We start from the raw sequence: 18248 nt of genomic DNA, 5'->3' as shown, positions 1-18248 counted from the left end.
GGCACGGGCAGTTCCGGGGCAAGACGGAGAGCGCTCTCCTCCCCAAGGCCGGATGAAGGCCGGCGCGCGGCCCGGCCGACGGTCCCACCCGTCGGTCCTTCCCCTCCATTCAGCCGGGAGAGCGCTCTCCCTCGCCGTGTCAGTGTCGCGTCGGGGCCGAGGAGGTGTCAAGGGAACGGGCGCGCCGGGAGGCGGTGCGCGTCCGCGCCTGCGAACAGGCCGTCCCGGTTCCCCGAATCCATACTGGACAGCGCGGCGCCCTCGCGCCCCTCCCCCGGCGGCACCACCGCCTCCCCCGACGGAATGCAGGTGTGGACCCATGAGCGGCACTGCGCAGATCGGCGTCACCGGGCTCGCGGTGATGGGCAGGAACCTGGCCCGCAACTTCGCCCGCAACGGCTACACGGTCGCCGTGCACAACCGGACGGCGGCGAAGACGGACGCGCTGGTCGCGGAGTTCGGCGAGGAGGGCGCGTTCGTCCCGGCGCACACGCCCGAGGAGTTCGTCGCGGCGCTGGAGCGCCCGCGCCGGCTGGTGATGATGGTCAAGGCGGGCGAGGCGACGGACGCGGTCATCCAGGAGTTCGCCCCGCTGCTGGACGAGGGCGACATCCTCATCGACGGTGGCAACGCCCATTTCGAGGACACCCGGCGCCGGGAGCAGGAGTTGCGCGGGCGCGGGATCCACTTCGTCGGCGCGGGCATCTCGGGCGGCGAGGAGGGCGCGCTGAACGGACCGAGCATCATGCCGGGCGGCAGCGAGGAGTCGTACGCGGCGCTGGGGCCGATGCTGGAGAGGATTTCCGCGAAGGCCGACGACGGCGCCCCGTGCGTCACGCACATCGGTCCGGACGGCGCCGGGCACTTCGTGAAGATGACGCACAACGGCATCGAGTACGCGGACATGCAGCTCATCGGCGAGGCGTACCAGCTGCTCCGCGATGTCGCCGGATACGAGCCGGCGCGGATCGCGGAGATCTTCCGCACGTGGAACACCGGACGCCTGGACTCCTATCTGATCGAGATCACCGCCGACGTCCTGGCGCACGTCGACGCGGCGACCGGCCGGCCCTTCGTGGACGTGGTGCTCGACCGGGCGGAGCAGAAGGGCACGGGCCGCTGGACCGTACAGATCGCCCTGGATCTGGGTGTTCCGGTGTCGGGCATCGCGGAGGCGGTCTTCGCCCGCTCGGTCTCCGGTCACGCCGCGCTGCGCGCGGCCTCCCGCCATCTCGCGGGACCGTCGCCCCGCCCGCTGGGCGAGGACGACGCGGCCGTCTTCGCCGACCGGGTCGAGCAGGCGCTGTACGCCTCCAAGATCGTCGCCTATACGCAGGGCTTCCACGAGATCGCCGCGGGCAGCGAGCAGTACGCGTGGGACATCGACCTCGGCAAGGTGGCCGCGATCTGGCGCGGCGGCTGCATCATCCGGGCGGCGTTCCTCGACCGGATCACCCGTGCGTACGAGGAGCGGCCGGACCTGCCGAGCCTGCTCTCCGACCGGGGCTTCGCCGAGGAGATCGCCGCCGCCCAGGACGACTGGCGCGCGGTCGTCGCCACCGCCGCCGTCCAGGGCGTCCCCACTCCCGCCTTCGCCGCCGCCCTCGCGTACTACGACTCGCTGCGCGCCGACCGGCTGCCCGCCGCCCTGACCCAGGGCCAGCGCGACTACTTCGGCGCGCACACGTACCACCGCACGGACCGGGAGGGCACGTTCCACACGCTGTGGGGCGGCGACCGGAGCGAGGTCGAGCGCTGACGGCCGCCGGGGGGCGCCGGCTCAGCCCGTGCTGTCCCGGCGGCGGTGCACGCTCACCGCGTAGCCGCCGCCGTCGTACGGCGCGGCGTCCCAGGTGGCGAAGCGGTCCACGGGGGTGAGTCCGGCGGTGGCGCAGGCGGCGTCGTAGTCGGCGAGGGTGAGGGCGGGCGGGACGGGCAGGTGGGCGGCGTCCAGGCCGAAGCCGGCGACGAGGAGACCGCCGGGGCGCAGGGCCGCGGAGAGCCGGTGGACGACGGCGGATTCGGTGCCGGGGGCCAGGAGGGCCATCACATTGCCCGCGGCGACGACGAGGTCGAAGCCGGGGGCGATTCCGAGGGCGGCCGGGTCGAGGGTGGCGAGGTCGGCGTGGAACCAGGGCAGTGCGGGGGCCTGCTTGCGCGCGACGGCCAGCATCGAGGCGTCGACGTCCACGCCGGCGCAGTCGTATCCCAGTTCCGTGAGCCGGATCGCGACCCGGCCGGTGCCGCAGCCGGCGTCCAGCACACGGGCCCCTGCGGGCACGAGGGCGGCGCAGAGGCTCGCCTCGCCGTGGACGTCCTTGCCGCTGCGGGCCAGGGCCGCGAAGCGGGCGGCGTAGTCCTCTCCCGAGGTGTCTCCGGTCAGTTCCGTCCAGCGGTTGCTCATGCGGCCCACTGTAGACGGGCCTCGCGACGGCCCGGAGGAGCGGCACCGTTCGCTCCTCCGGGCCGGGCGGGAGGGGGTCAGCAGCTCCCGAGGTCCTGCCAGACCCCCCATTCGCCGGTGGAGCCGGGGGTCTCGTTCTGGGTCCACCACTTGGCCTTCCAGGTGTGGCCCGCGTACGAGACGGTGGCGCCTCCGGTGTAGACGGACCCGCTGTTCCACGCGGCGGCGGTGCAGGTGCCGGTGGGCGGGGGTGTGGTGGGCGGCGTGGTGGTGGGCGGGGTGACGCCGGCGAACCGCACGGCGTACTTCACGAAGTCCCAGTCGGACTGGGCCACGCTGCTGCAGGTGCCGGAGGTCTTGCCGTTGTTGTCCGGCGGGGTGCACTGGCGGTCGCGGTTGAGGGACCAGAAGGTGAAGCGGTCCATGTGGTGCGTGGTGGCGAAGTCCAGCACGGTCTGGAAGTCGGCCTGGGTGAAGTACTCACCGGTGTCGCTGCGGCCGTTCATGCCGGAGAAGCCCTCGTGGGCGTACGCGGTCGCCTCGTCCCAGCCGAAGGTGGACCGCAGGATCGCGTTGAAGTTGGTGAGGGCGGCGGTCTGGGCGGCCGCGCCGTTGAAGCCGCCGTCAAAGGGCATGATGGAGAAGTTGTTGGGCGTGAAGCCCTGCGCCTTGGCCTCGTTGAGCATCTGCTTGCCGAACCATCCGGTGCCGTCCGCGGTGGCGGCGGTGGTGACGGAGACGTAGAGGCCGGGGTTGTTCTGCTGGAGGATCTTGGCGGCGCCGATCTCGCGGGCGATGGCCGCCGTGTTCTCGTACTCCGGCTCCTCCAGGTCGAAGTCGATCGCCTTCAGCTGGTACTTGGTGATGACCTGCTGGTACGCGGCCGCGGTGGACGCGGCGTCGGAGCAGGTCTGGCCCAGTTTGGTGCCCCCGTATCCGCCGGCGGAGACCGAGACGTCCCCGCCCTTGGCCCGGATGGCGGCGACGACGGAGGCCACGGCGGTGTCGGTCGAGACGGGTGAGGTCCCGTCCCAGGTCGGGCTGCACCCTCCGCCGTTGGGCGCGAGGACGAACGCCAGCTGGAACGCCTTCAGCCCGGAGGCGTCCATGATGGCGCCCGCGTCGGGCGGGTTGTTGTCGTGGGGCATCAGATAGGGCGCGGCGGCGTACCAGCGGGTGCTGAGCGCGGTGTCGGCTGCGGAGGCTCCCGAAGCCTGCTGAGCGGCGAAGGCGGCGAGGCCCGCGGTGGCCAGCGCGGCCGTGACCGCACCACTGAGCAGAGCGCGAAGACGCTTCATAGGGGCTCCTGTCGGAAGAAGGTTCCGCCAGAATCGAATCGTGACGCATTCACGTCAATGCGTTGGCCTAGACCATTGCTCAGTCTTGAAGATTGCGGCCCCGGACCGGGCGGGGGACGCCTTCCCGCGCCCGGTACGGACCGATCCGGGCGCCCCCGTTCCGGCCGCCGGCCTCCCGCGTCCGTCGTCAGGCGATCCGCTTGAGGAGTTCGTCGGCGAGCGGGGCCGAGGACGCCGGGTTCTGGCCGGTGACCAGGTTGCGGTCGGCGACGACGTGCGGGGCCCACGGCTCGCCCTCCCGGAAATCGGCGCCCGCCTCCACCAGACGGTCCTGGAGCAGCCACTTGGCCCGGTCCGCGAATCCGGCCTGGCGCTCCTCCGCGTTGGTGAATCCGGTGAGCCGGTACCCGGCGAAGGCGTTGGTGCCGTCGCCCCGCACCGCGGCGAGCAGGGCGGCGGGGGCGTGGCAGACGACGCCGAGCGGCATCCCCGAGTCCAGGGCCCGCACCAGCAGCCGGCCGGAGTCCGCGTCGACCGCCAGATCCTCCATCGGGCCGTGGCCACCCGGGTAGAACACGGCCGCGTACTCCGCCGGGTCGACCTCCTCCAGCTTCAACGGGGCCCGCAGTTCGGTCATCGCGGCCAGGGTCGCGGCCACCCGGTCGGCGTTCTCCTGGCCTCCGTTGGCCTCGGCGGCCAGGCTGCCCGCGTCCGCCTGGGGCACCACGCCCCCGGGTGTCGCGACGGTGATCCGGTGACCGGCCGCCGTGAACCGCTCGTAGGGGGCGACGGCCTCCTCCGCCCAGAAACCGGTCGGGTGGACCGTGCCGTCGGCCAGGGTCCAGTGGTCGGAACCGGTCATCACGAAAAGGATCTCTGCCATGTCATGCCTCTCGGTGGCCGGGGCGCGCGACGCCCCGAGGTGGTGTGCGCCGGGCGGTCCGCCGGTGGACCGCCCGCGCGCCGACGCCGTCGACCGTACGGCCCGAGACCTCTGCTCCTCCAATAGGATCGTCCGCATGAGCGATAGGGAATCCGATGGGATGACGGGAATGCGGCAGACGGCTGCCTCCGGCCCACCGGACCTCCCCCTGCTGCGGACCTTTCTGGCGGTCCACCGTGCGGGATCGTTCACCGGGGCAGCCCGTCTGCTCGGACTGTCGCAGCCCACCGTCACCGCCCAGATCCGCTCCCTGGAAAGGCAGTTGGGCCGTGAGCTGTTCGAACGACGTGCCCGGGGCGTGGTCCCGGTGCCGTACGCGGACACCCTCGCCTCCCGGGTCGGCGCCCCGCTCGACGCCCTCGCCGCGGTCACGGGCGACGACGCCTCCGACACCCTGACGGAGCCCGGCCCCGTCCAGCTCGCCGGACCGGCCGAACTGCTCTGCGTACGCGCGCTTCCGGCACTCGCACCCCTGGTGGCCGACGGCGTACGCCTGCGGGTGACACCGGGCCTCACGGATCCGCTCCTCGACGAGCTGCGCGCCGGCCACCACGATCTGGTGATCGCCACGACCCGGCCGCGCGGACGCGCGCTGAGCGCGGCTCCGCTGATGGACGAGGAGTTCGTCCTGGTGGCGGCGCCGGACACCGCCGCCCGCGCCGGGGGCGCACCGGCCGTCACCGCCGACGGCCCGGCCGCCCTCGACGCGCTGCCGCTGGTGACGTACGCGGAGGACCTGCCGATCGCCCGCCGCTACTGGCGCCATGTGTTCGGCAGGCGCCTCGGCCGGACGGCGGCCGTGACCGTACCCGATCTGCGCGGGGTGCTGGCCGTGGTCCGCGCGGGGACCGGCTTCACGGTGCTCCCCCGCTACCTCTGCGCCGACGAGCTGGCCTCGGGGGCCCTGGTGCTGCTCGCCGACCCCGAGGATCCGCCGATCAACACGGGCTATCTGGTGCGCAGACCCGGTGCGTCCGCCAACCCGCACGTCGAGCGGGTGAGCGAGCACCTGCTGCGCGCGGGGCGTGACTGGTAGCCCGCCGGACTCCCGAGCGAGCAACTGCTGCGCGGGGGGCGTGACTGGCAGCCCGCCGGACTCCCGAGGGAGCAGCTGCTGCGCGCGGGGCGCGGCTGGAAGCCCCCCGGCCCCCGCACTCAGCCGGTCGCGCGGACGCGCAACGCCTCCTGGAACCAACCGAGTTCGGGCCCGAGCGGCTCCGGTGCGGGCCATCGGTTGACCACGGCGAGCAGCTCGGCGTACCGCTCGCGCCGGGGATCGCGCACGGTCTCCAGCCGGTCCAGCAGCCGCTGCCGGAGCGCGGCGTCGTCGGGGCGGCCGCAGTGGGTCGCGTACGAGGCCGTCACCGCGTCCACGACGGACCGCGCCCGCGCGGATCCGGGAGCGACGCCCGCCCGGTGCGCCGGAGCGGCGAGCGCGCACACCACCGTCTCCGGACCCGGCCTCGGCACGCCGTCGGCGTGCACGGCCCGGTCACCGACGTGATGGTCGACGATCCGGCCCATGAGCTCCCGGAACGCGGCGTCGCCGGAGAGTTCGGCCAGCTCGATCCAGGCCGCCACCTCCGCCTCGGCCGGGTCCTCGGCCATCTGCGGCGTCATCGACCGGGCGACGCCCGGCAGACCGGGGGCCCTGCCCAGGTCGCCGAACACCTCGTCCAGGAACGCCCCGGTCAGCGCCTGCCGTTCGTCCTCGGTCAGTGCGGCCAGTCGATGCATCAGTTCCCACTCCTCGGGGGTCGCGTCGCGTTCCGCGGCGGTCATCAGAACGGCCCGCCGCGCACCCAGCTCCCGGATCCGCCCGGCGAGCTCCGCCGCATGCGCCGCCGCGATCTCGCCGGGCGGGGTGCCCCGGTCCAGTGCCTCCCGGATCGTCGCCAGACCGACCCCGAGCGCCCGCAGCGTCCGCACCCACCGCAACCGGGCCACGGCCTCGGCGCCGTAACGCCGGTAACCCGCCGGAGTGCGCCCGGCGGGCGGCACGATGCCCCGGTCCGAGTACGAGCGCACGGCCTTGACCGTGAGCCCGGTCCGCCGGGCCAGCTCGCCGATCGAGAGATGCGCGTCGCCGTTCATGGGCCCCACAGTGCCGTCTCCCCCCGGGGGAGACACAAGGGGGGTGGAGGCGTACGTGGCCAGGGGCGGGCCGTACGCGCTGGGCGCCCGTGGCCGGGGACGTGGCAGGTCCGGGACACACCTCCCCCGTACAGCCGGCGGGTCCGTATCTCCGTGGTGCTCCTGGCGGCGGGCGGTCATGATCGGGCCCATGCCCGACACCGACGCACCCACCGCGACACACCCCGCCGGTACCGTGCCGGGGAGCTGCCCCGCCCGGCAATTCCCTCGGCACGGCGGGGTCGCGCACCCGGAGGGCGAGCCGCGGGCCATCGGCGGGCTCCGGGGTGAGTACGACACCCTGGCCGACTGTCTGCGCGACCAGCGCCGCACCCTGGAGCTGACGTGCTCCGGCCTCGACGCGGAGGCCATGGCGAGGCGTGCCGTTGAGCCGTCGCCCCTGTCCCTGCTGGGTCTGGTGCGCCATCTGGCGGGGGTGGAGGCGCACTGGTTCCGTCGGGTGATGGCGGGCCGGGACGAACAGCGCCCCTACCGGACCGAGGCCGACCGCGACGCCGCCTTCACCGGGGCGGTGGCCGATCCCGGGGTCGTCGCGGAGGCCTGGGCGTCCTGGCGCGCCGAGGTGGCGTTCGCCGAGCGGTTCGTGGCCGGGGCGCCGGGGCCTGACACCCGCGCGCTCGACGAGGGTGCGTCGAAGGAGCTGCGGTGGGTGCTGGTCCACATGATCGAGGAGTACGCCCGCCACAACGGCCACGCCGACCTGCTGCGCGAGCGGATCGACGGGGGCGTGGGGTGACAGCTGCCGGGGCGGCCGGGATGTGGCCGAGGCTGAGGGGCGGGATGAAGGTGAGGAGGCAGGGACGGGTTCCGGGGTCGCCCGAACGGGTGAGCCGGGGATGCGGTGGCGTCCCGGACGTGGGTAAGTGGCAGCGGGTCCCGACGTCCGCGACGAGGTCGCGGGCGCACGCCGTCGTCGCCGAGCCAGCGCATGGAGCCGCCGCATGTCCGAGACTCCCGGGGAAACGCCGGCGGCACAGCCGGTCGTCTCGCCCCTGACCAGTGCGGCCCTGATTCTGGTCGCCACGATCGAGCCGGGCGGGGAGCAGGTGGTGCACGAGGCACTGCCGGACCTGGCGGCGTTCGCCCGCTCGATCGACTTCCGCTATCCGTCGGCCGGGCTCGTCTGTGTGACCGGTTTCGGCTCCGACGCCTGGGACCGGCTGTTCTCCGGCCCCCGACCGGCCGCGCTGCACCCCTTCCGCGAACTGCACGGCGCCCGCCATCACGCCCCGGCCACCCCGGGCGATCTGCTGTTCCACATCCGGGCCGAGCGGATGGACGTGTGCTGGGAGTGGGCCTCGCGGCTCACGGACCGACTCGGTGACGCGGTGAAGATCGTCGACGAGACGCACGGGTTCCGCTACCTCGACCACCGCGATCTGCTCGGCTTCGTCGACGGCACCGAGAACCCGGTGGGCGACGACGCGCGTGCGGCGGCGCTGGTGGGCGACGAGGACCCTGCGTTCGCCGGCGGCAGCTACGTCATCGTGCAGAAGTACCTGCACGATCTGACCGCGTGGAACGCGCTGTCGACGGAGGAGCAGGAACGCGTGATCGGCCGGACCAAGTTCACCGACGTCGAACTGGACGACGACGTGAAACCCGCCGACTCGCACGTCGCGCTCAACACGATCACCGACCCGGACGGCACCGAGCGGGACATCCTGCGCGCCAACATGCCGTTCGGCCACTTCGGGCAGGGCGAGTTCGGCACGTACTTCATCGGGTTCGCCGCCGACCCGGACGTCACGGAGCGGATGCTCCGCAATATGTTCCTGGGCGATCCTCCCGGGACCCACGACCGCATCCTCGATTTCTCGACCGCGGTCACCGGCACGCTCTTCCACACCCCGGACGCCGACTTCCTCGGCGCCCCGCCGCCGTTGCCCGGTGCCGCGGAAGCCCTCCCCCGGCCGGAACCGGCGTCCGCCCCGGCGGGCGGGCGGCCGGTGGCCGCGCCGGTGGTCCGGGACGGTTCGCTGCGCATCGGCAGCCTGCAAGAAAGCGCCCAGTGATGAACAACCTCCACCGCGAACTCGCCCCCGTCACCCAGGCCGCCTGGGACCAGATCGAAGAGGAGGCCCGGCGCACCTTCAGCCGTCATCTCGCCGGCCGCCGGGTCGTCGACGTCAGTGATCCGGGAGGCCCGGCACTGGCCGCGGTGGGCGACGGTCATCTGCGGGACATCGATCCGCCCACGCCGGACGTCCTGGCCCACGCCCGGACGTCGATGCCGGTCGTCGAGTGGCGGGTGCCCTTCACCGTGACCCGGGCCGCCGTGGACGACGTGGTGCGCGGCTCGGACGACAGCGACTGGCAGCCGGTCAAGGACGCGGCCCGTACCTGCGCGTTCGCCGAGGACATGGCGATCATCGACGGATACGCGGCGGCCGGCATCACCGGTCTGCGCGACGGCTCCTCGCACACGGCCCTCCCCCTGCCCGCCGACGCCCGCGACTACCCGGCCACCGTCAGCCAGGCGCTGACCCAGCTGCGTCTCGCCGGTGTCGACGGCCCGTACCGGCTCCTCCTCGGCGCGGACGCCTACACCGAGGCGACCGAGACCTCCGACCACGGATACCCCGTCTTCACCCACCTCGCCCGGCTCCTGGAGGACCCGATCCTGTGGGCCCCCGCCGTGAAGGGCGGCGTCCTGCTCTCCACCCGGGGCGGCGACTTCGAACTCTGCCTGGGCGAGGACCTGGCCATCGGCTACGAGGACCACGACGCGACGGAGATCCGGCTGTACTTCCACCAGTCGTTCACGTTCCGGATGCTGACCCCGGAGGCGGTCGTCCCGATCATCGCGTGACGGCGCGGATCGGGCACGCCGACCGGGCTCAGGCGTCCCGGCCAGGGGCCCGGTCCGGGCGTCGTCCCCCTGCTCGGGGGCGCGCCGACCGGGCGCCGTCCGGCAGACCGTCCGGTGCCGCGTGGCGGGGGTGCGCGGTGCCGTGCAACGTGTGACCGGCCGCGCCGGTGACGTCTCCCGCGGCGCAGGAGCCGAGCCGGACGATCCCCGCCCCCCTGCGTCCCGGGCGGGTGCGGCCCGGCCGTCGGCTCCTCTCGGCCGGTGAGGAGAGCGGCCCGGTGTAAGGGGGCTCGCGGCTCGGCGTACGCGGGCGCTCGGCCCGGTTTCGGGGGTCGTCGCGGGCGGTGGGCCGGGTCAGCCGACCGGTGAGGGTTCCGGTTCGGGCGGCGGCACCGGCTCGGGGTCGGGCGAGGGCGGCTGGGGAATCGGGTCGGGTGCCGGTCCGGGCGGGGTGGGCGAGGGCGGCGTCGGGGCGGGGCCCGGCGGGACCGGCGTGGGTTCCGGAAACGGCTGGGGCGGGCCCGGCATCGGTCCCGGGGTCGGCGCCGGCGGGACGGGGTCGGGGTACGGGTGGGTCATCACGGACCTCCGGTCGACATCGGTGGCTCTCTTCCACCGTCTCCCGGAGCGGCTGCCCTCGCCCGCCGAGTCCACACGTGGGGTGGTCCGCCCCTCCCCCGGCCGGCTCAGTGCCCGACTGCGGCCGCGGCGTCGAGACCGGCGCGGGGGCTGGTCAGCACGGGGATGCGGGTGGAGGTCCGGTCCGCCGCGCCCGCCATCGAGACCTGGGCCAGCACGATCACATCGGCGTCGGTCACCGTGTCGGCCGCCGCGGCCACCCGGTCCAGATAACCGTCGCGGTCACCGGCCTCGAAACGGTCCCAGGCCCCCTCGACCACCAGGGTGCGCACCTCGGCGCCCTCGGCCCCGGCCCGGTGCGCCTCCTCGGCGAGCAGGGCACCGGTCGGCTCCACCGTCGCGGGGTGCGCGACGAGCACGGTGATCCGGCGGGCCCGTACGGCCTCGGCCGCCATGGGCCGGTCGACGCGCAGCACGGGGCGGCCCAGCCGGGCCCCGGCCGCCTCGGCGATGCCGCCGAGCGTGGAACAGGTGCAGAGCACGGCGTCGGCCCCGGTGGCGAAGGCCTCCTCGATCACGGCCCCGACCTCGTCCGCCACCGCGTCCGGCCCGAGCGCGCCCGCCCGGCCGAGCAGGTCCTCGTACACGCGGTGACGCAGGTCGAGCCCGGGATGGCGGGCGTCGCGCAGGGCGTCGAAGACCGGAATGTGCACCGGCGAGGTGTGCAACAGAACAAGGCTCATCCGCACACGCTACCGGCGCCCCCGGAACACGTTCCCCGGGGCGCCGGACGCGAAGGTGTACGCGTCAGTACAGCTCGGGACGCTCGGCGAGCTGCGCCTTGGCCCGCTCGACCAGCTCCGCCGGTGCCACGGGCGACTCCTCGGGGTGGCGCGAGGCCCACTTCGCGGCGTACGGGCAGAGCGGCACCACGGGCACGCCCTCGCGCCCGGCCATCGCGTAGAACTCCCTCACCAGGGCGCCCCCGATGCCCTTGCCCTCGTGCCCCGGCTCCACGATGGTGTGCACCGCGACCAGCCCCGCGGGCGTCCCGTCCATCACGAAGTAGACGATGACCCCGGCGGCCTCACCGTCCACGTACGCGAGCAGTTTGCCCGCCGCCCGGTCGTCCCGGATCTCCGGCGTGATCGGTCCGGTCTGCTCTGCCATGGCGGATGCTCCCTCGCTGAATGGAGCGCCTCAGCGCGCCGCGGGCACGGCGTGCGGACTGCGCTCGGTGTCGGATCCCGGCACGGGAGCGGAGGCGTCGGTCCCCAGCTCGACGATCCGGTTCCCCGCGTCGACATGGACGATACGCGGAACGAACGCCCGCGCCTCGGCATCCTCCACCTGCGCGTAGCTGATCAGGATGACCAGATCACCGGGGTGCACCAGATGCGCGGCGGCACCGTTGATCCCGATCACCCCGGAACCGCGCTCCCCCTCGATCACGTACGTCTCCAGCCGGGCCCCGTTGTCGATGTCGACGATGTGGACCAGCTCGCCGGGCAGCAGATCGGCGGCTTCCATCAGCTCCGCGTCGACCGTGACGGATCCCACGTAGTGCAGGTCGGCCTGGGTGACGGTAGCGCGGTGAATCTTGGACTTGAATATCGTTCGTATCATTGAGGTACTCCTGGGCCTAGGCTCCCTGCCTGCGTTTTTGCAGGTCAAGTGCTGTTCCCGCAGTTTACAACGAAGCGTAGGTCCGGGTAGCTGCAGTCAGGTTTTTCAGGACTGATGCTGACCACTTGCCGACTTTTCTGACATGTCATCAGGAGTGGCTGCTGGGCCCAACTCCTCCACCTCAAGCTGACAACCACCCCACGAATAGGCGCAGCGCCTTCGAGGCCAGACGCGATCATCGGTCCCCTGATGCGGCCACCTCCGCAAAAAATCGACGACGCAAAGTGACCACATAGCAGAGAATCCCGGCCTCTCAAAGCCGACGACACGCATAACTATGGGCGCGAACTCGCCCACCCAGGGCGCGACGCTGGCAAGCCTACAAAGGCTTCCAACTGCGGAGACCGAGAACACAATCACCACCGCACCAAACCTCAGGGAGCCACCCATGGAATCGCGCGCGAACTCCACCGGTGACAGCCGATCACTCGAGCGTCAACCAACCGAACCCGTACTCATGGAAACCTCCGAGGTCGCCTCGATGCTCAGCATGTCGAAGAGCTGGGTCTACAGGGAGGTGCCGAACTGGGCTTGAAGGGCTACAAACTCGGTCGTGGAAGGAACTCCAAGGTTCTCTACAAAAGGGGTGTGTGAGCGGCGCGGCCGGATGCCGCGTCCCGCGGACGGCGGGTGGATCAGCCTGCCGCCCCACACAGTTCGACAGGCCGTCCCAGCCGCTGGTTGTGACCCCGCACGTCATGGTTCTGTGACAGCTACTGCCTCGGCCCCATCGGCACAAGGAGTCGAGGCATCGGTCGGCTCGGCGGCCAACCGCGCTCACCAGCACACCGCGCTGGTGGCGCGTCGTGCCGCAGTCTGCAGTCCGAGTTCCTTCGTGGCCCGGGGACGGCACGCCTCGGACGCGTCGACGTGACGACGACCCCGGCCACGGCCGTACCCGTACGGTGCGCGGGCAGTCCCCGGTACGGCCCCGCGCCCTGCTCGTCCTCGGTGCGGGACTGGTGGTGCTCGCCGTTCCCGCCGTCCTGCCTGCCCTCGCCGACGCCTGTGTGCGGCACGGCCCGCGGGACCTCCCGGACACACCACGGGAGCCGCCGGGCCGCGGGTCGGCGCCCGCTCCGGCCACCGGCTGCTGACCACCGGCAGCGCAAAAGGGGCCAGGAGACGTCCTGCCCCGCTGTGGCCTCAGTCGGCCTGTGTCTTCGTGGGGACGACAGCGACGGGGACGACAGCGACGGGGGCGTTGGCGAAATGGAGTACCGAGTGGACGACGTGCCCCAGGTACCGGCTGCCACCGCTGCTGCGCCCGACCACCAGGAGCTGGGCGCCGGCAGCCAGAGAGACCAGCATCTCGGCGGCGAACCCCACTTGCGTGTGCTCGGTCACGGTGACGGAGGGATAGCGCCGGCTCCACGGCTTCAGGAGGGCGAGCAGTGCCCGGCGGTGCTCCTCCTCCAGCTCGGCAGGCCTGTCCGACAGTCCCAGGGCACCGGTCCGGTTCCTGAACATGGCGGGCAGGTCCCATGCCCGCGCCGCCCGCAGCGGGACACCGTGCGCGTCCGCCGTCCGGAAGGCGAAGTCCAGGACCGCCTCCGCCTCGTGAGCCGCCTCGGGGACGCCTGCCACGACCTCCCCCTTCCGTGAACGCCCGGCAGCCTCGCCGCCGCGGATCAGCACCACGGGGCAGGAGGCCCGGCTCGCTACGCGCAGGCCGACCGACCCGAGGAGGAATCCGGTCACCGGTCCCGGTCTGCGGGACCCGACAACGATCATCCGGGCCCCGTCGCCCCGCTCCGCCAGCAGATCGGCCGCCGGCAGGTCGGCCAGTTCGGAACCGACCTCGACGTCGTCGAAGTGCTCGCGCACCCAGGCCAGGGCACCCGCCAGAGCCTGCTCGCCGGCCCGGCGTTCAGTGTCGGCGTCGGCGAGGAAGGACGGATCGTGCCCGTGCAGCAGCAGAAGCGGCGCGCCCCGGCGGCGGGCCTCACCGGCAGCCCAGCCGGCCGCGAGCAGACTGTCCGGCGTGCCGTCGATTCCGGCGATGACGGGGTGATGCACGAGATCTCCTCGCAGATAGCGGTCGGCAACAGGCCCGCCGCGCCGGTCCGAGCGGGGTTCGGACAGGAGCCCGGCACCAGGCGCGTTCGCGCAGGGGCGCGGCACCGTCCCCGCCCGCCGGACCGGCGGGCGCTCGTCGAAGAGTAGGCTGTTCGCCCCTTTCGCCCCTGATGACGCGTCCGGATTCCGATGTCGCAAAACGACCGTGTCACGCCTGGACTCCTTCGAGCGCACGGCCGTGTTCCCGGACCACGATCCGGACCAGCTCGGCCGGCACTCGGGCTCGCACCTGCGAGCGACGCGGGCGTCGACGACCGGTCGACCGACGCCGCACGGACGCGCTACCGGGCACCCGCCCGGGGCCGGTGCGGATCCGCGTCAAGGACTTGCTGAGTGTCGGTCACCCATGTGGCTTCGTTGGCTTCCAGGGGCGGCGTGTGCCGACGCGTTCGGGAGGCGGTTGCCGATGAGTGGGATCAGGAAATGCTGAGCAGAAATAACGGCATCGCCGTGGTCCCGACCGCTCGGCTGAAGGCCGCCCTTGAGGACCGCAGACCGCCGGTTCTGGTAGCGGCGGTGGTCATCCGGCCTGCGCGGGCGCCTCGGCTCGCGCTCGCCTGCGGGCGAGGGGGCAGGTACCGATCTCGGTGCTCGTCCCGTGCAAGGAAGTGGCCGACGATCGGATGGGAGCGCTCCCATAGTACGGTTCGACGTGTCCGGTCGCCCCTTGAGATGCCAGGTCACCCCGGACTGGTCCGTAGCGCCGCGCCCGAAGGAAACGTTCGTGAAAGCTGTGACCGAGAGCATCACCAAGAACCGGCAGCCGCTCCAGACGCTGCGGGCGATGATCGAGCGATCGTACGGAACCGCCCAGGTACCGGAGGGCGACGACTTCGCCGAGGAGATCACGCACGGCTGGTTCAACGTGGCCTACCGGATCCGGCTCCGCGACGGACAGCAGGCGGTGCTGAAGATCGCGCCACCCGCCGACGTGGCGGTGCTCACCCGCGAGCACGAGATGATGCGCAACGAGCTCGCCGCCATGTCACTGGTCCGTGACCACACCCAGGTGCCGATACCCCGGGTCGACCACGCCGACCTCTCCCGGGAACTGGTTGATGCCGACTACTTCTTCATGGAGTACGTCGACGCGGACAACTTCGGCATCGCCGGCTCCCAGGGAAAGCTCCCGGACGAGGTCGTCGTCGCGGGCGGCCGGGAGCTGGGCGCGCTCAACCGGGAGCTCAACACGATGGTGGGGCCCCACTTCGGGCCACTGCGGGGTCCCGGCTCGGCGACCTGGCGTGAGGCGTTCAGCAGGCTGATGGAGGTCACTCTTTCGGACGGTGCGCGCGTCGGCGTCGACCTCGGCCGGGACTACGACGAGATCCGCGCCGTTCTCGGCAAGAACGCGACCGTCCTGGACGAGGTGACCGAACCGCGGTTCGTCGAAATCGACCTCTGGACCAAGAACTCGATGATCAGGAACGGGCGGATCGTCGCGGTCCTCGACCACGAGCGGGCCATCTACGGGGATCCGCTGATGGAGGCCGGATTCTCGGGCATCGACCTGCCGGCCTTCGGGGACCCGACAGACTTCATGCACGGATACGGGATCGGGGAGCTGTCCGCCTCACAGCGCGTACGCCGGCGGCTGTACTCCCTGTGCATGGTCGTCAGCATGATCATCGAGACCCGGTACCGCGGCCATCAGGACACCGCGACGTACGACTTCGGCCGCGAACAACTCGACCTGCTGATGTACCAGTTCGGCCACAGCCCCCTGCCCCGTTGACGGGAGCGGACGAAGAGGCCGCCCCGCACAGAGCGGTCGACGAGGAGGAGCGTGCCGGGCGCCTCGACCACACGGCGGCGCTCGGCAGCCGGCCGGTCGGCCGACTGCTGTGGAGCACCAGCGCCCACACCACCATGTCGGTGGCCACCTACGGCATCTATGCCCTGACCAACGCCTGGTTCGTCTCCCGAGGGGTAGGCCCCGACGCGCTGGTGGCCGTGAACGTCGTGGCGCCCGTGCTGCTGATCCTCGGCGCCGTCTCCACCACGGTCGGCGCCGGCGGCGCGTCCATGGTCTCGCGCAGCCTCGGCGCCGGAAACCCGCGGCAGGCGGCGCGGGCCGCCGCCAACACCTTCCTCGTCTACTGGGCATCGTCGATCGCCATCACCATCCTCGGCCTGCTCCTGCTCGACCCGCTCCTCACCCTGCTCGGAGCCCGGGGTGAGGTCCGCGGCCATGCCCACGACTATGCGCTGATCATGCTGTCCGGGGCCATCACCGCCACCGGATTCTCCAGCCTGGTCCGGGCCGAGGGACGCCTGCGCTTCTCCGCCCCGCTGTGGATTGTCCCGGTCCTGTGCCAGCTGGCACTCGACCCACTGCTGATCTTCGGCCTCGACTGGGGAGTGCGCGGCGCAGCCGCGGCAACGGTCGGCGGCCAGGGCGTCTCCATGGCGATGAGCCTGTGGTTCTTCTCCCTCCAACGCGACCGCCCCTACCGCATCACTCTCGCCGACCTGCGGCCGCACGGCCCGACCCTGCGCGAACTGGTCGCGGTCGGTGCCCCGTCCTTCCTCGCCGGCCTCGGCAACACCCTCATCATGTTCATCACCAACAACCGCCTTGCGGCCATCGGCGACCCGGCCGCCCTCAGCGCGTACGCCACCTCCGTCCGCGTCACCACGTTCGCCCTCACGCCCCAGACCGGCATCGCCCAGGGCATGCAACCGCTCATCGGCTACAACGCAGGCCGTGGCCTGATCGCCCGCACCGAACGCACCCGGGTCCTCGCGCTGCGCGCAACCGCCCTCTACGGGACAGCCGCCTGCCTCGTCCTTCTCGCGGCGGCCGACCCGCTCGCCACTGCCTTCACCGACGACCAGAACGCGGCGGAGACGACCGCCCGGGTGCTCCGCCTCATAGCCCTCAGCCACCCCCTCGCCGGGGTGACAGCACTGATCGCCACCTCCTTCCAGGCACGCGGACCGGCCCGCCCCTCATTCGCGATCTCCATCGGCTCGGTCCTCGCCATCCACGTCCCGCTCCTGCTCACCCTCAGCCTGCTGGGAACACCATGGCTCTGGCTCAGCTTCCCCGCGTCCGCGGTCCTCTCGGCCACCGCAGCGACGCTCATCCTGCGCCGCACACACCACCAGGACCTTTCACCAGGAGCACCTCAATGCCCTGGCAAGAACCCTGGTGAGATGCGATAAGGAGCTGCCACTCATCCTGTTTGCCGCGGTCGGCAGAGCTTCCGCACTCGACTTGAGCACAGTGGCCGGTCATGAGCGGAGCCACACGATGAAAGCCGCAGCTGAGACGGTACCGAGGAACGCATAGCCGCGCTTGCCATACCGCGTAGCCACTGCGCGGAAGTTCTTGAGCCTGTTCACGACCCGTTCGACGGTGTTGCGTCGCTTGTACCGTTCCTCATCGTTTTCGGTACCTCACCCGTAGTCGCTCACCGAGACGATGCAGCCGCTGAGCAGGCGCATGAGGTGGCCCAGCGTGCGGTGCGGACGCCGATCGTTTCAAGGAGTCCGGCGGACGCCACACGGTGTCCGTCGTCCCGGCGAAGGGGTCATTCCGGGGCCAGGCGAAGGACCGCGCGTGGACCTTGTCGGTCAAGGCCAACCACGCGCCGCAGCGGGTCCCCGCGAGCGGGACGCACCTGTCCGCTCAGGCGTACACGTGGGGCGCGGGATCGAAGACGCTGACCGTCACCCTGCCGAAGCGCGACGCCCACGCTCCGGTGACCGTCACGTTCTGGTGAGGAGCGGCCCGCCCCCGGTGGGAGCCGGGGGCGGGCCGGTGAGCGGCGCGGATCAGCGGACTTCGAGGGTCCGCTGTTCCTTGAACGAGGCGCAGTTGGAGTTCTCCACGGACACGTACACATTGGCGATGTGGCCGCCCCAGCTGACGCAGTGGCCCTTGCCGTAGACGTAGGCCGGACCGGCGTACGACGTGTAGCTCCCGTAGTCGCTCGCCGACGCGTCGGTGTCGGGGACGTAGAGGTACGCCGACATGTCCTTCGCGACGCCGGGGGTGGACCGGATCGTCACGACACAGTTCTTGCCGTTCGTCGCGTTGTACGTCAGGTAGACCGTGCCGAGGGAACCGATGGCTGCCGAGTTGACGGTCTTGTACGAGCTCCCGCAGACCTTCTGCGGGGTGGTGTTGGGCGCGGCGGACGCGGTCGGGCCGAGGGCGGCCGCCGCGCCCACCATGAGGGTGGTCAGGGCCCCGGCGGCGGCGAGAGTACGGATGTTTCGCATATTTCCCCCTTGGAGTTCCAGGAGTCTTTTGCTCCCACTTGTTGGGACATCCGGGGGGCACGG

The 18248-nt window shown here is 72.1% G+C and carries 17 protein-coding genes and 1 pseudogene; 8 read left to right on the top strand and 10 right to left on the bottom strand.

The window, feature by feature from the left end:
- The first annotated feature begins 319 nt into the window (after positions 1–319).
- Positions 320–1759 (top strand): NADP-dependent phosphogluconate dehydrogenase, encoded by a 1440-nt coding sequence (gene gndA / locus ACZ4FH_RS09870; protein ID WP_467303603.1) that lies wholly within the window; start codon positions 320–322, stop codon positions 1757–1759.
- Between the two features lie 21 nt (positions 1760–1780).
- Here the strand turns inward: gndA and ACZ4FH_RS09865 are convergent, their stop codons facing one another.
- The 3 genes from ACZ4FH_RS09865 to ACZ4FH_RS09855 form a co-directional block, all read right to left on the bottom strand.
- Positions 1781–2404 (bottom strand): class I SAM-dependent methyltransferase, encoded by a 624-nt coding sequence (locus ACZ4FH_RS09865; RefSeq protein WP_467303602.1) that lies wholly within the window; start codon positions 2402–2404, stop codon positions 1781–1783.
- Between the two features lie 77 nt (positions 2405–2481).
- Entirely contained in the window at positions 2482–3702 is a 1221-nt protein-coding gene (locus ACZ4FH_RS09860) for a chitinase (protein ID WP_467303600.1), read from the bottom strand.
- 187 nt (positions 3703–3889) lie between these two features.
- Positions 3890–4585 carry a type 1 glutamine amidotransferase domain-containing protein gene (locus ACZ4FH_RS09855; RefSeq protein WP_467303598.1) on the bottom strand — a complete coding sequence of 232 codons (696 nt, stop codon included), beginning with the start codon at positions 4583–4585 and terminating at the stop codon, positions 3890–3892.
- 136 nt (positions 4586–4721) lie between these two features.
- Between ACZ4FH_RS09855 and ACZ4FH_RS09850 the strand changes: the two genes are divergently transcribed.
- Positions 4722–5681: a LysR family transcriptional regulator gene (locus tag ACZ4FH_RS09850; protein ID WP_467303597.1), complete on the top strand. Its 960-nt coding sequence runs from the start codon at positions 4722–4724 to the stop codon at positions 5679–5681.
- A 119-nt stretch (positions 5682–5800) separates the two neighbouring features.
- Here the strand turns inward: ACZ4FH_RS09850 and ACZ4FH_RS09845 are convergent, their stop codons facing one another.
- Positions 5801–6739 carry a MerR family transcriptional regulator gene (locus ACZ4FH_RS09845; RefSeq protein ID WP_467303594.1) on the bottom strand — a complete coding sequence of 313 codons (939 nt, stop codon included), beginning with the start codon at positions 6737–6739 and terminating at the stop codon, positions 5801–5803.
- 190 nt (positions 6740–6929) lie between these two features.
- Here ACZ4FH_RS09845 and ACZ4FH_RS09840 point away from each other — a divergent pair, with 190 nt between their 5' ends.
- The 3 genes from ACZ4FH_RS09840 (at position 6930) to ACZ4FH_RS09830 (ending at position 9611) form a co-directional block, all read left to right on the top strand.
- A complete protein-coding gene (locus tag ACZ4FH_RS09840) occupies positions 6930–7535 on the top strand; it encodes a DinB family protein (protein ID WP_467303593.1) in 606 nt (201 codons plus the stop codon).
- A gap of 205 nt (positions 7536–7740) precedes the next feature.
- A complete protein-coding gene (locus ACZ4FH_RS09835; RefSeq protein ID WP_467303592.1) occupies positions 7741–8814 on the top strand; it encodes a Dyp-type peroxidase in 1074 nt (357 codons plus the stop codon).
- Complete coding sequence (locus tag ACZ4FH_RS09830) at positions 8814–9611, top strand: family 1 encapsulin nanocompartment shell protein (protein WP_467303591.1); 798 nt, start codon at positions 8814–8816, stop codon at positions 9609–9611. The genes ACZ4FH_RS09835 and ACZ4FH_RS09830 overlap by 1 nt, the downstream gene beginning before the upstream one ends.
- A 686-nt stretch (positions 9612–10297) precedes the next feature.
- On the opposite strand, the gene ACZ4FH_RS09825 is transcribed toward ACZ4FH_RS09830, so the two are convergent.
- The 4 genes from ACZ4FH_RS09825 to ACZ4FH_RS09810 form a co-directional block, all read right to left on the bottom strand.
- The gene (locus ACZ4FH_RS09825) at positions 10298–10933 is read right to left on the bottom strand and encodes an arylsulfatase (RefSeq protein WP_467303590.1); all 636 of its coding nucleotides are present in this window, start codon (positions 10931–10933) and stop codon (positions 10298–10300) included.
- A 64-nt stretch (positions 10934–10997) separates the two neighbouring features.
- Positions 10998–11360, bottom strand: coding sequence for a GNAT family N-acetyltransferase (locus ACZ4FH_RS09820; protein WP_467303589.1), 363 nt, complete (start codon positions 11358–11360; stop codon positions 10998–11000).
- A gap of 30 nt (positions 11361–11390) precedes the next feature.
- Positions 11391–11816, bottom strand: coding sequence for an aspartate 1-decarboxylase (gene panD, locus ACZ4FH_RS09815; RefSeq protein WP_467303588.1), 426 nt, complete (start codon positions 11814–11816; stop codon positions 11391–11393).
- 1206 nt (positions 11817–13022) lie between these two features.
- Positions 13023–13895 (bottom strand): universal stress protein, encoded by an 873-nt coding sequence (locus ACZ4FH_RS09810; protein ID WP_467303587.1) that lies wholly within the window; start codon positions 13893–13895, stop codon positions 13023–13025.
- Between the two features lie 784 nt (positions 13896–14679).
- Here ACZ4FH_RS09810 and ACZ4FH_RS09805 point away from each other — a divergent pair.
- Together ACZ4FH_RS09805 and ACZ4FH_RS09800 are read left to right on the top strand one after the other, a co-directional pair.
- On the top strand, positions 14680–15690 hold the full coding sequence (locus ACZ4FH_RS09805) for a phosphotransferase family protein (protein ID WP_467303586.1): 1011 nt from the start codon (positions 14680–14682) through the stop codon (positions 15688–15690).
- Positions 15687–17123 (top strand): MATE family efflux transporter, encoded by a 1437-nt coding sequence (locus ACZ4FH_RS09800; protein ID WP_467303585.1) that lies wholly within the window; start codon positions 15687–15689, stop codon positions 17121–17123. Before ACZ4FH_RS09805 ends, ACZ4FH_RS09800 begins: the two co-directional genes overlap by 4 nt.
- A gap of 69 nt (positions 17124–17192) precedes the next feature.
- Here the strand turns inward: ACZ4FH_RS09800 and ACZ4FH_RS09795 are convergent.
- Positions 17193–17345 (bottom strand): annotated as a pseudogene (locus ACZ4FH_RS09795) (IS5/IS1182 family transposase); the annotation flags it as partial.
- Between the two features lie 182 nt (positions 17346–17527).
- Between ACZ4FH_RS09795 and ACZ4FH_RS09790 the strand changes: the two are divergent.
- A complete protein-coding gene (locus ACZ4FH_RS09790; protein ID WP_467303584.1) occupies positions 17528–17683 on the top strand; it encodes a hypothetical protein in 156 nt (51 codons plus the stop codon).
- Between the two features lie 52 nt (positions 17684–17735).
- Here ACZ4FH_RS09790 and ACZ4FH_RS09785 read toward each other — a convergent pair whose 3' ends face one another.
- Complete coding sequence (locus tag ACZ4FH_RS09785; protein WP_467303583.1) at positions 17736–18185, bottom strand: spore-associated protein; 450 nt, start codon at positions 18183–18185, stop codon at positions 17736–17738.
- Positions 18186–18248 lie beyond the last annotated feature (63 nt).

This window comes from Streptomyces sp. NPDC024555 (assembly GCF_055559335.1).
The sequence above is the reverse complement of the archived record's forward strand: the minus strand, read 5'-3'. Positions and strand labels throughout refer to the sequence as shown.

Bases quoted from the DNA above. Each gene is read 5' to 3' on its own strand.
- gndA (WP_467303603.1), top strand. From the start codon at position 320: ATGAGCGGCACTGCGCAGATCGGCGTCACCGGGCTCGCGGTGATGGGC.
- ACZ4FH_RS09865 (WP_467303602.1), bottom strand. From the start codon at position 2,404: ATGAGCAACCGCTGGACGGAACTGACCGGAGACACCTCGGGAGAGGAC.
- ACZ4FH_RS09860 (WP_467303600.1), bottom strand. From the start codon at position 3,702: ATGAAGCGTCTTCGCGCTCTGCTCAGTGGTGCGGTCACGGCCGCGCTG.
- ACZ4FH_RS09855 (WP_467303598.1), bottom strand. From the start codon at position 4,585: ATGGCAGAGATCCTTTTCGTGATGACCGGTTCCGACCACTGGACCCTG.
- ACZ4FH_RS09850 (WP_467303597.1), top strand. From the start codon at position 4,722: ATGAGCGATAGGGAATCCGATGGGATGACGGGAATGCGGCAGACGGCT.
- ACZ4FH_RS09845 (WP_467303594.1), bottom strand. From the start codon at position 6,739: ATGAACGGCGACGCGCATCTCTCGATCGGCGAGCTGGCCCGGCGGACC.
- ACZ4FH_RS09840 (WP_467303593.1), top strand. From the start codon at position 6,930: ATGCCCGACACCGACGCACCCACCGCGACACACCCCGCCGGTACCGTG.
- ACZ4FH_RS09835 (WP_467303592.1), top strand. From the start codon at position 7,741: ATGTCCGAGACTCCCGGGGAAACGCCGGCGGCACAGCCGGTCGTCTCG.
- ACZ4FH_RS09830 (WP_467303591.1), top strand. From the start codon at position 8,814: ATGAACAACCTCCACCGCGAACTCGCCCCCGTCACCCAGGCCGCCTGG.
- ACZ4FH_RS09825 (WP_467303590.1), bottom strand. From the start codon at position 10,933: ATGAGCCTTGTTCTGTTGCACACCTCGCCGGTGCACATTCCGGTCTTC.
- ACZ4FH_RS09820 (WP_467303589.1), bottom strand. From the start codon at position 11,360: ATGGCAGAGCAGACCGGACCGATCACGCCGGAGATCCGGGACGACCGG.
- panD (WP_467303588.1), bottom strand. From the start codon at position 11,816: ATGATACGAACGATATTCAAGTCCAAGATTCACCGCGCTACCGTCACC.
- ACZ4FH_RS09785 (WP_467303583.1), bottom strand. From the start codon at position 18,185: ATGCGAAACATCCGTACTCTCGCCGCCGCCGGGGCCCTGACCACCCTC.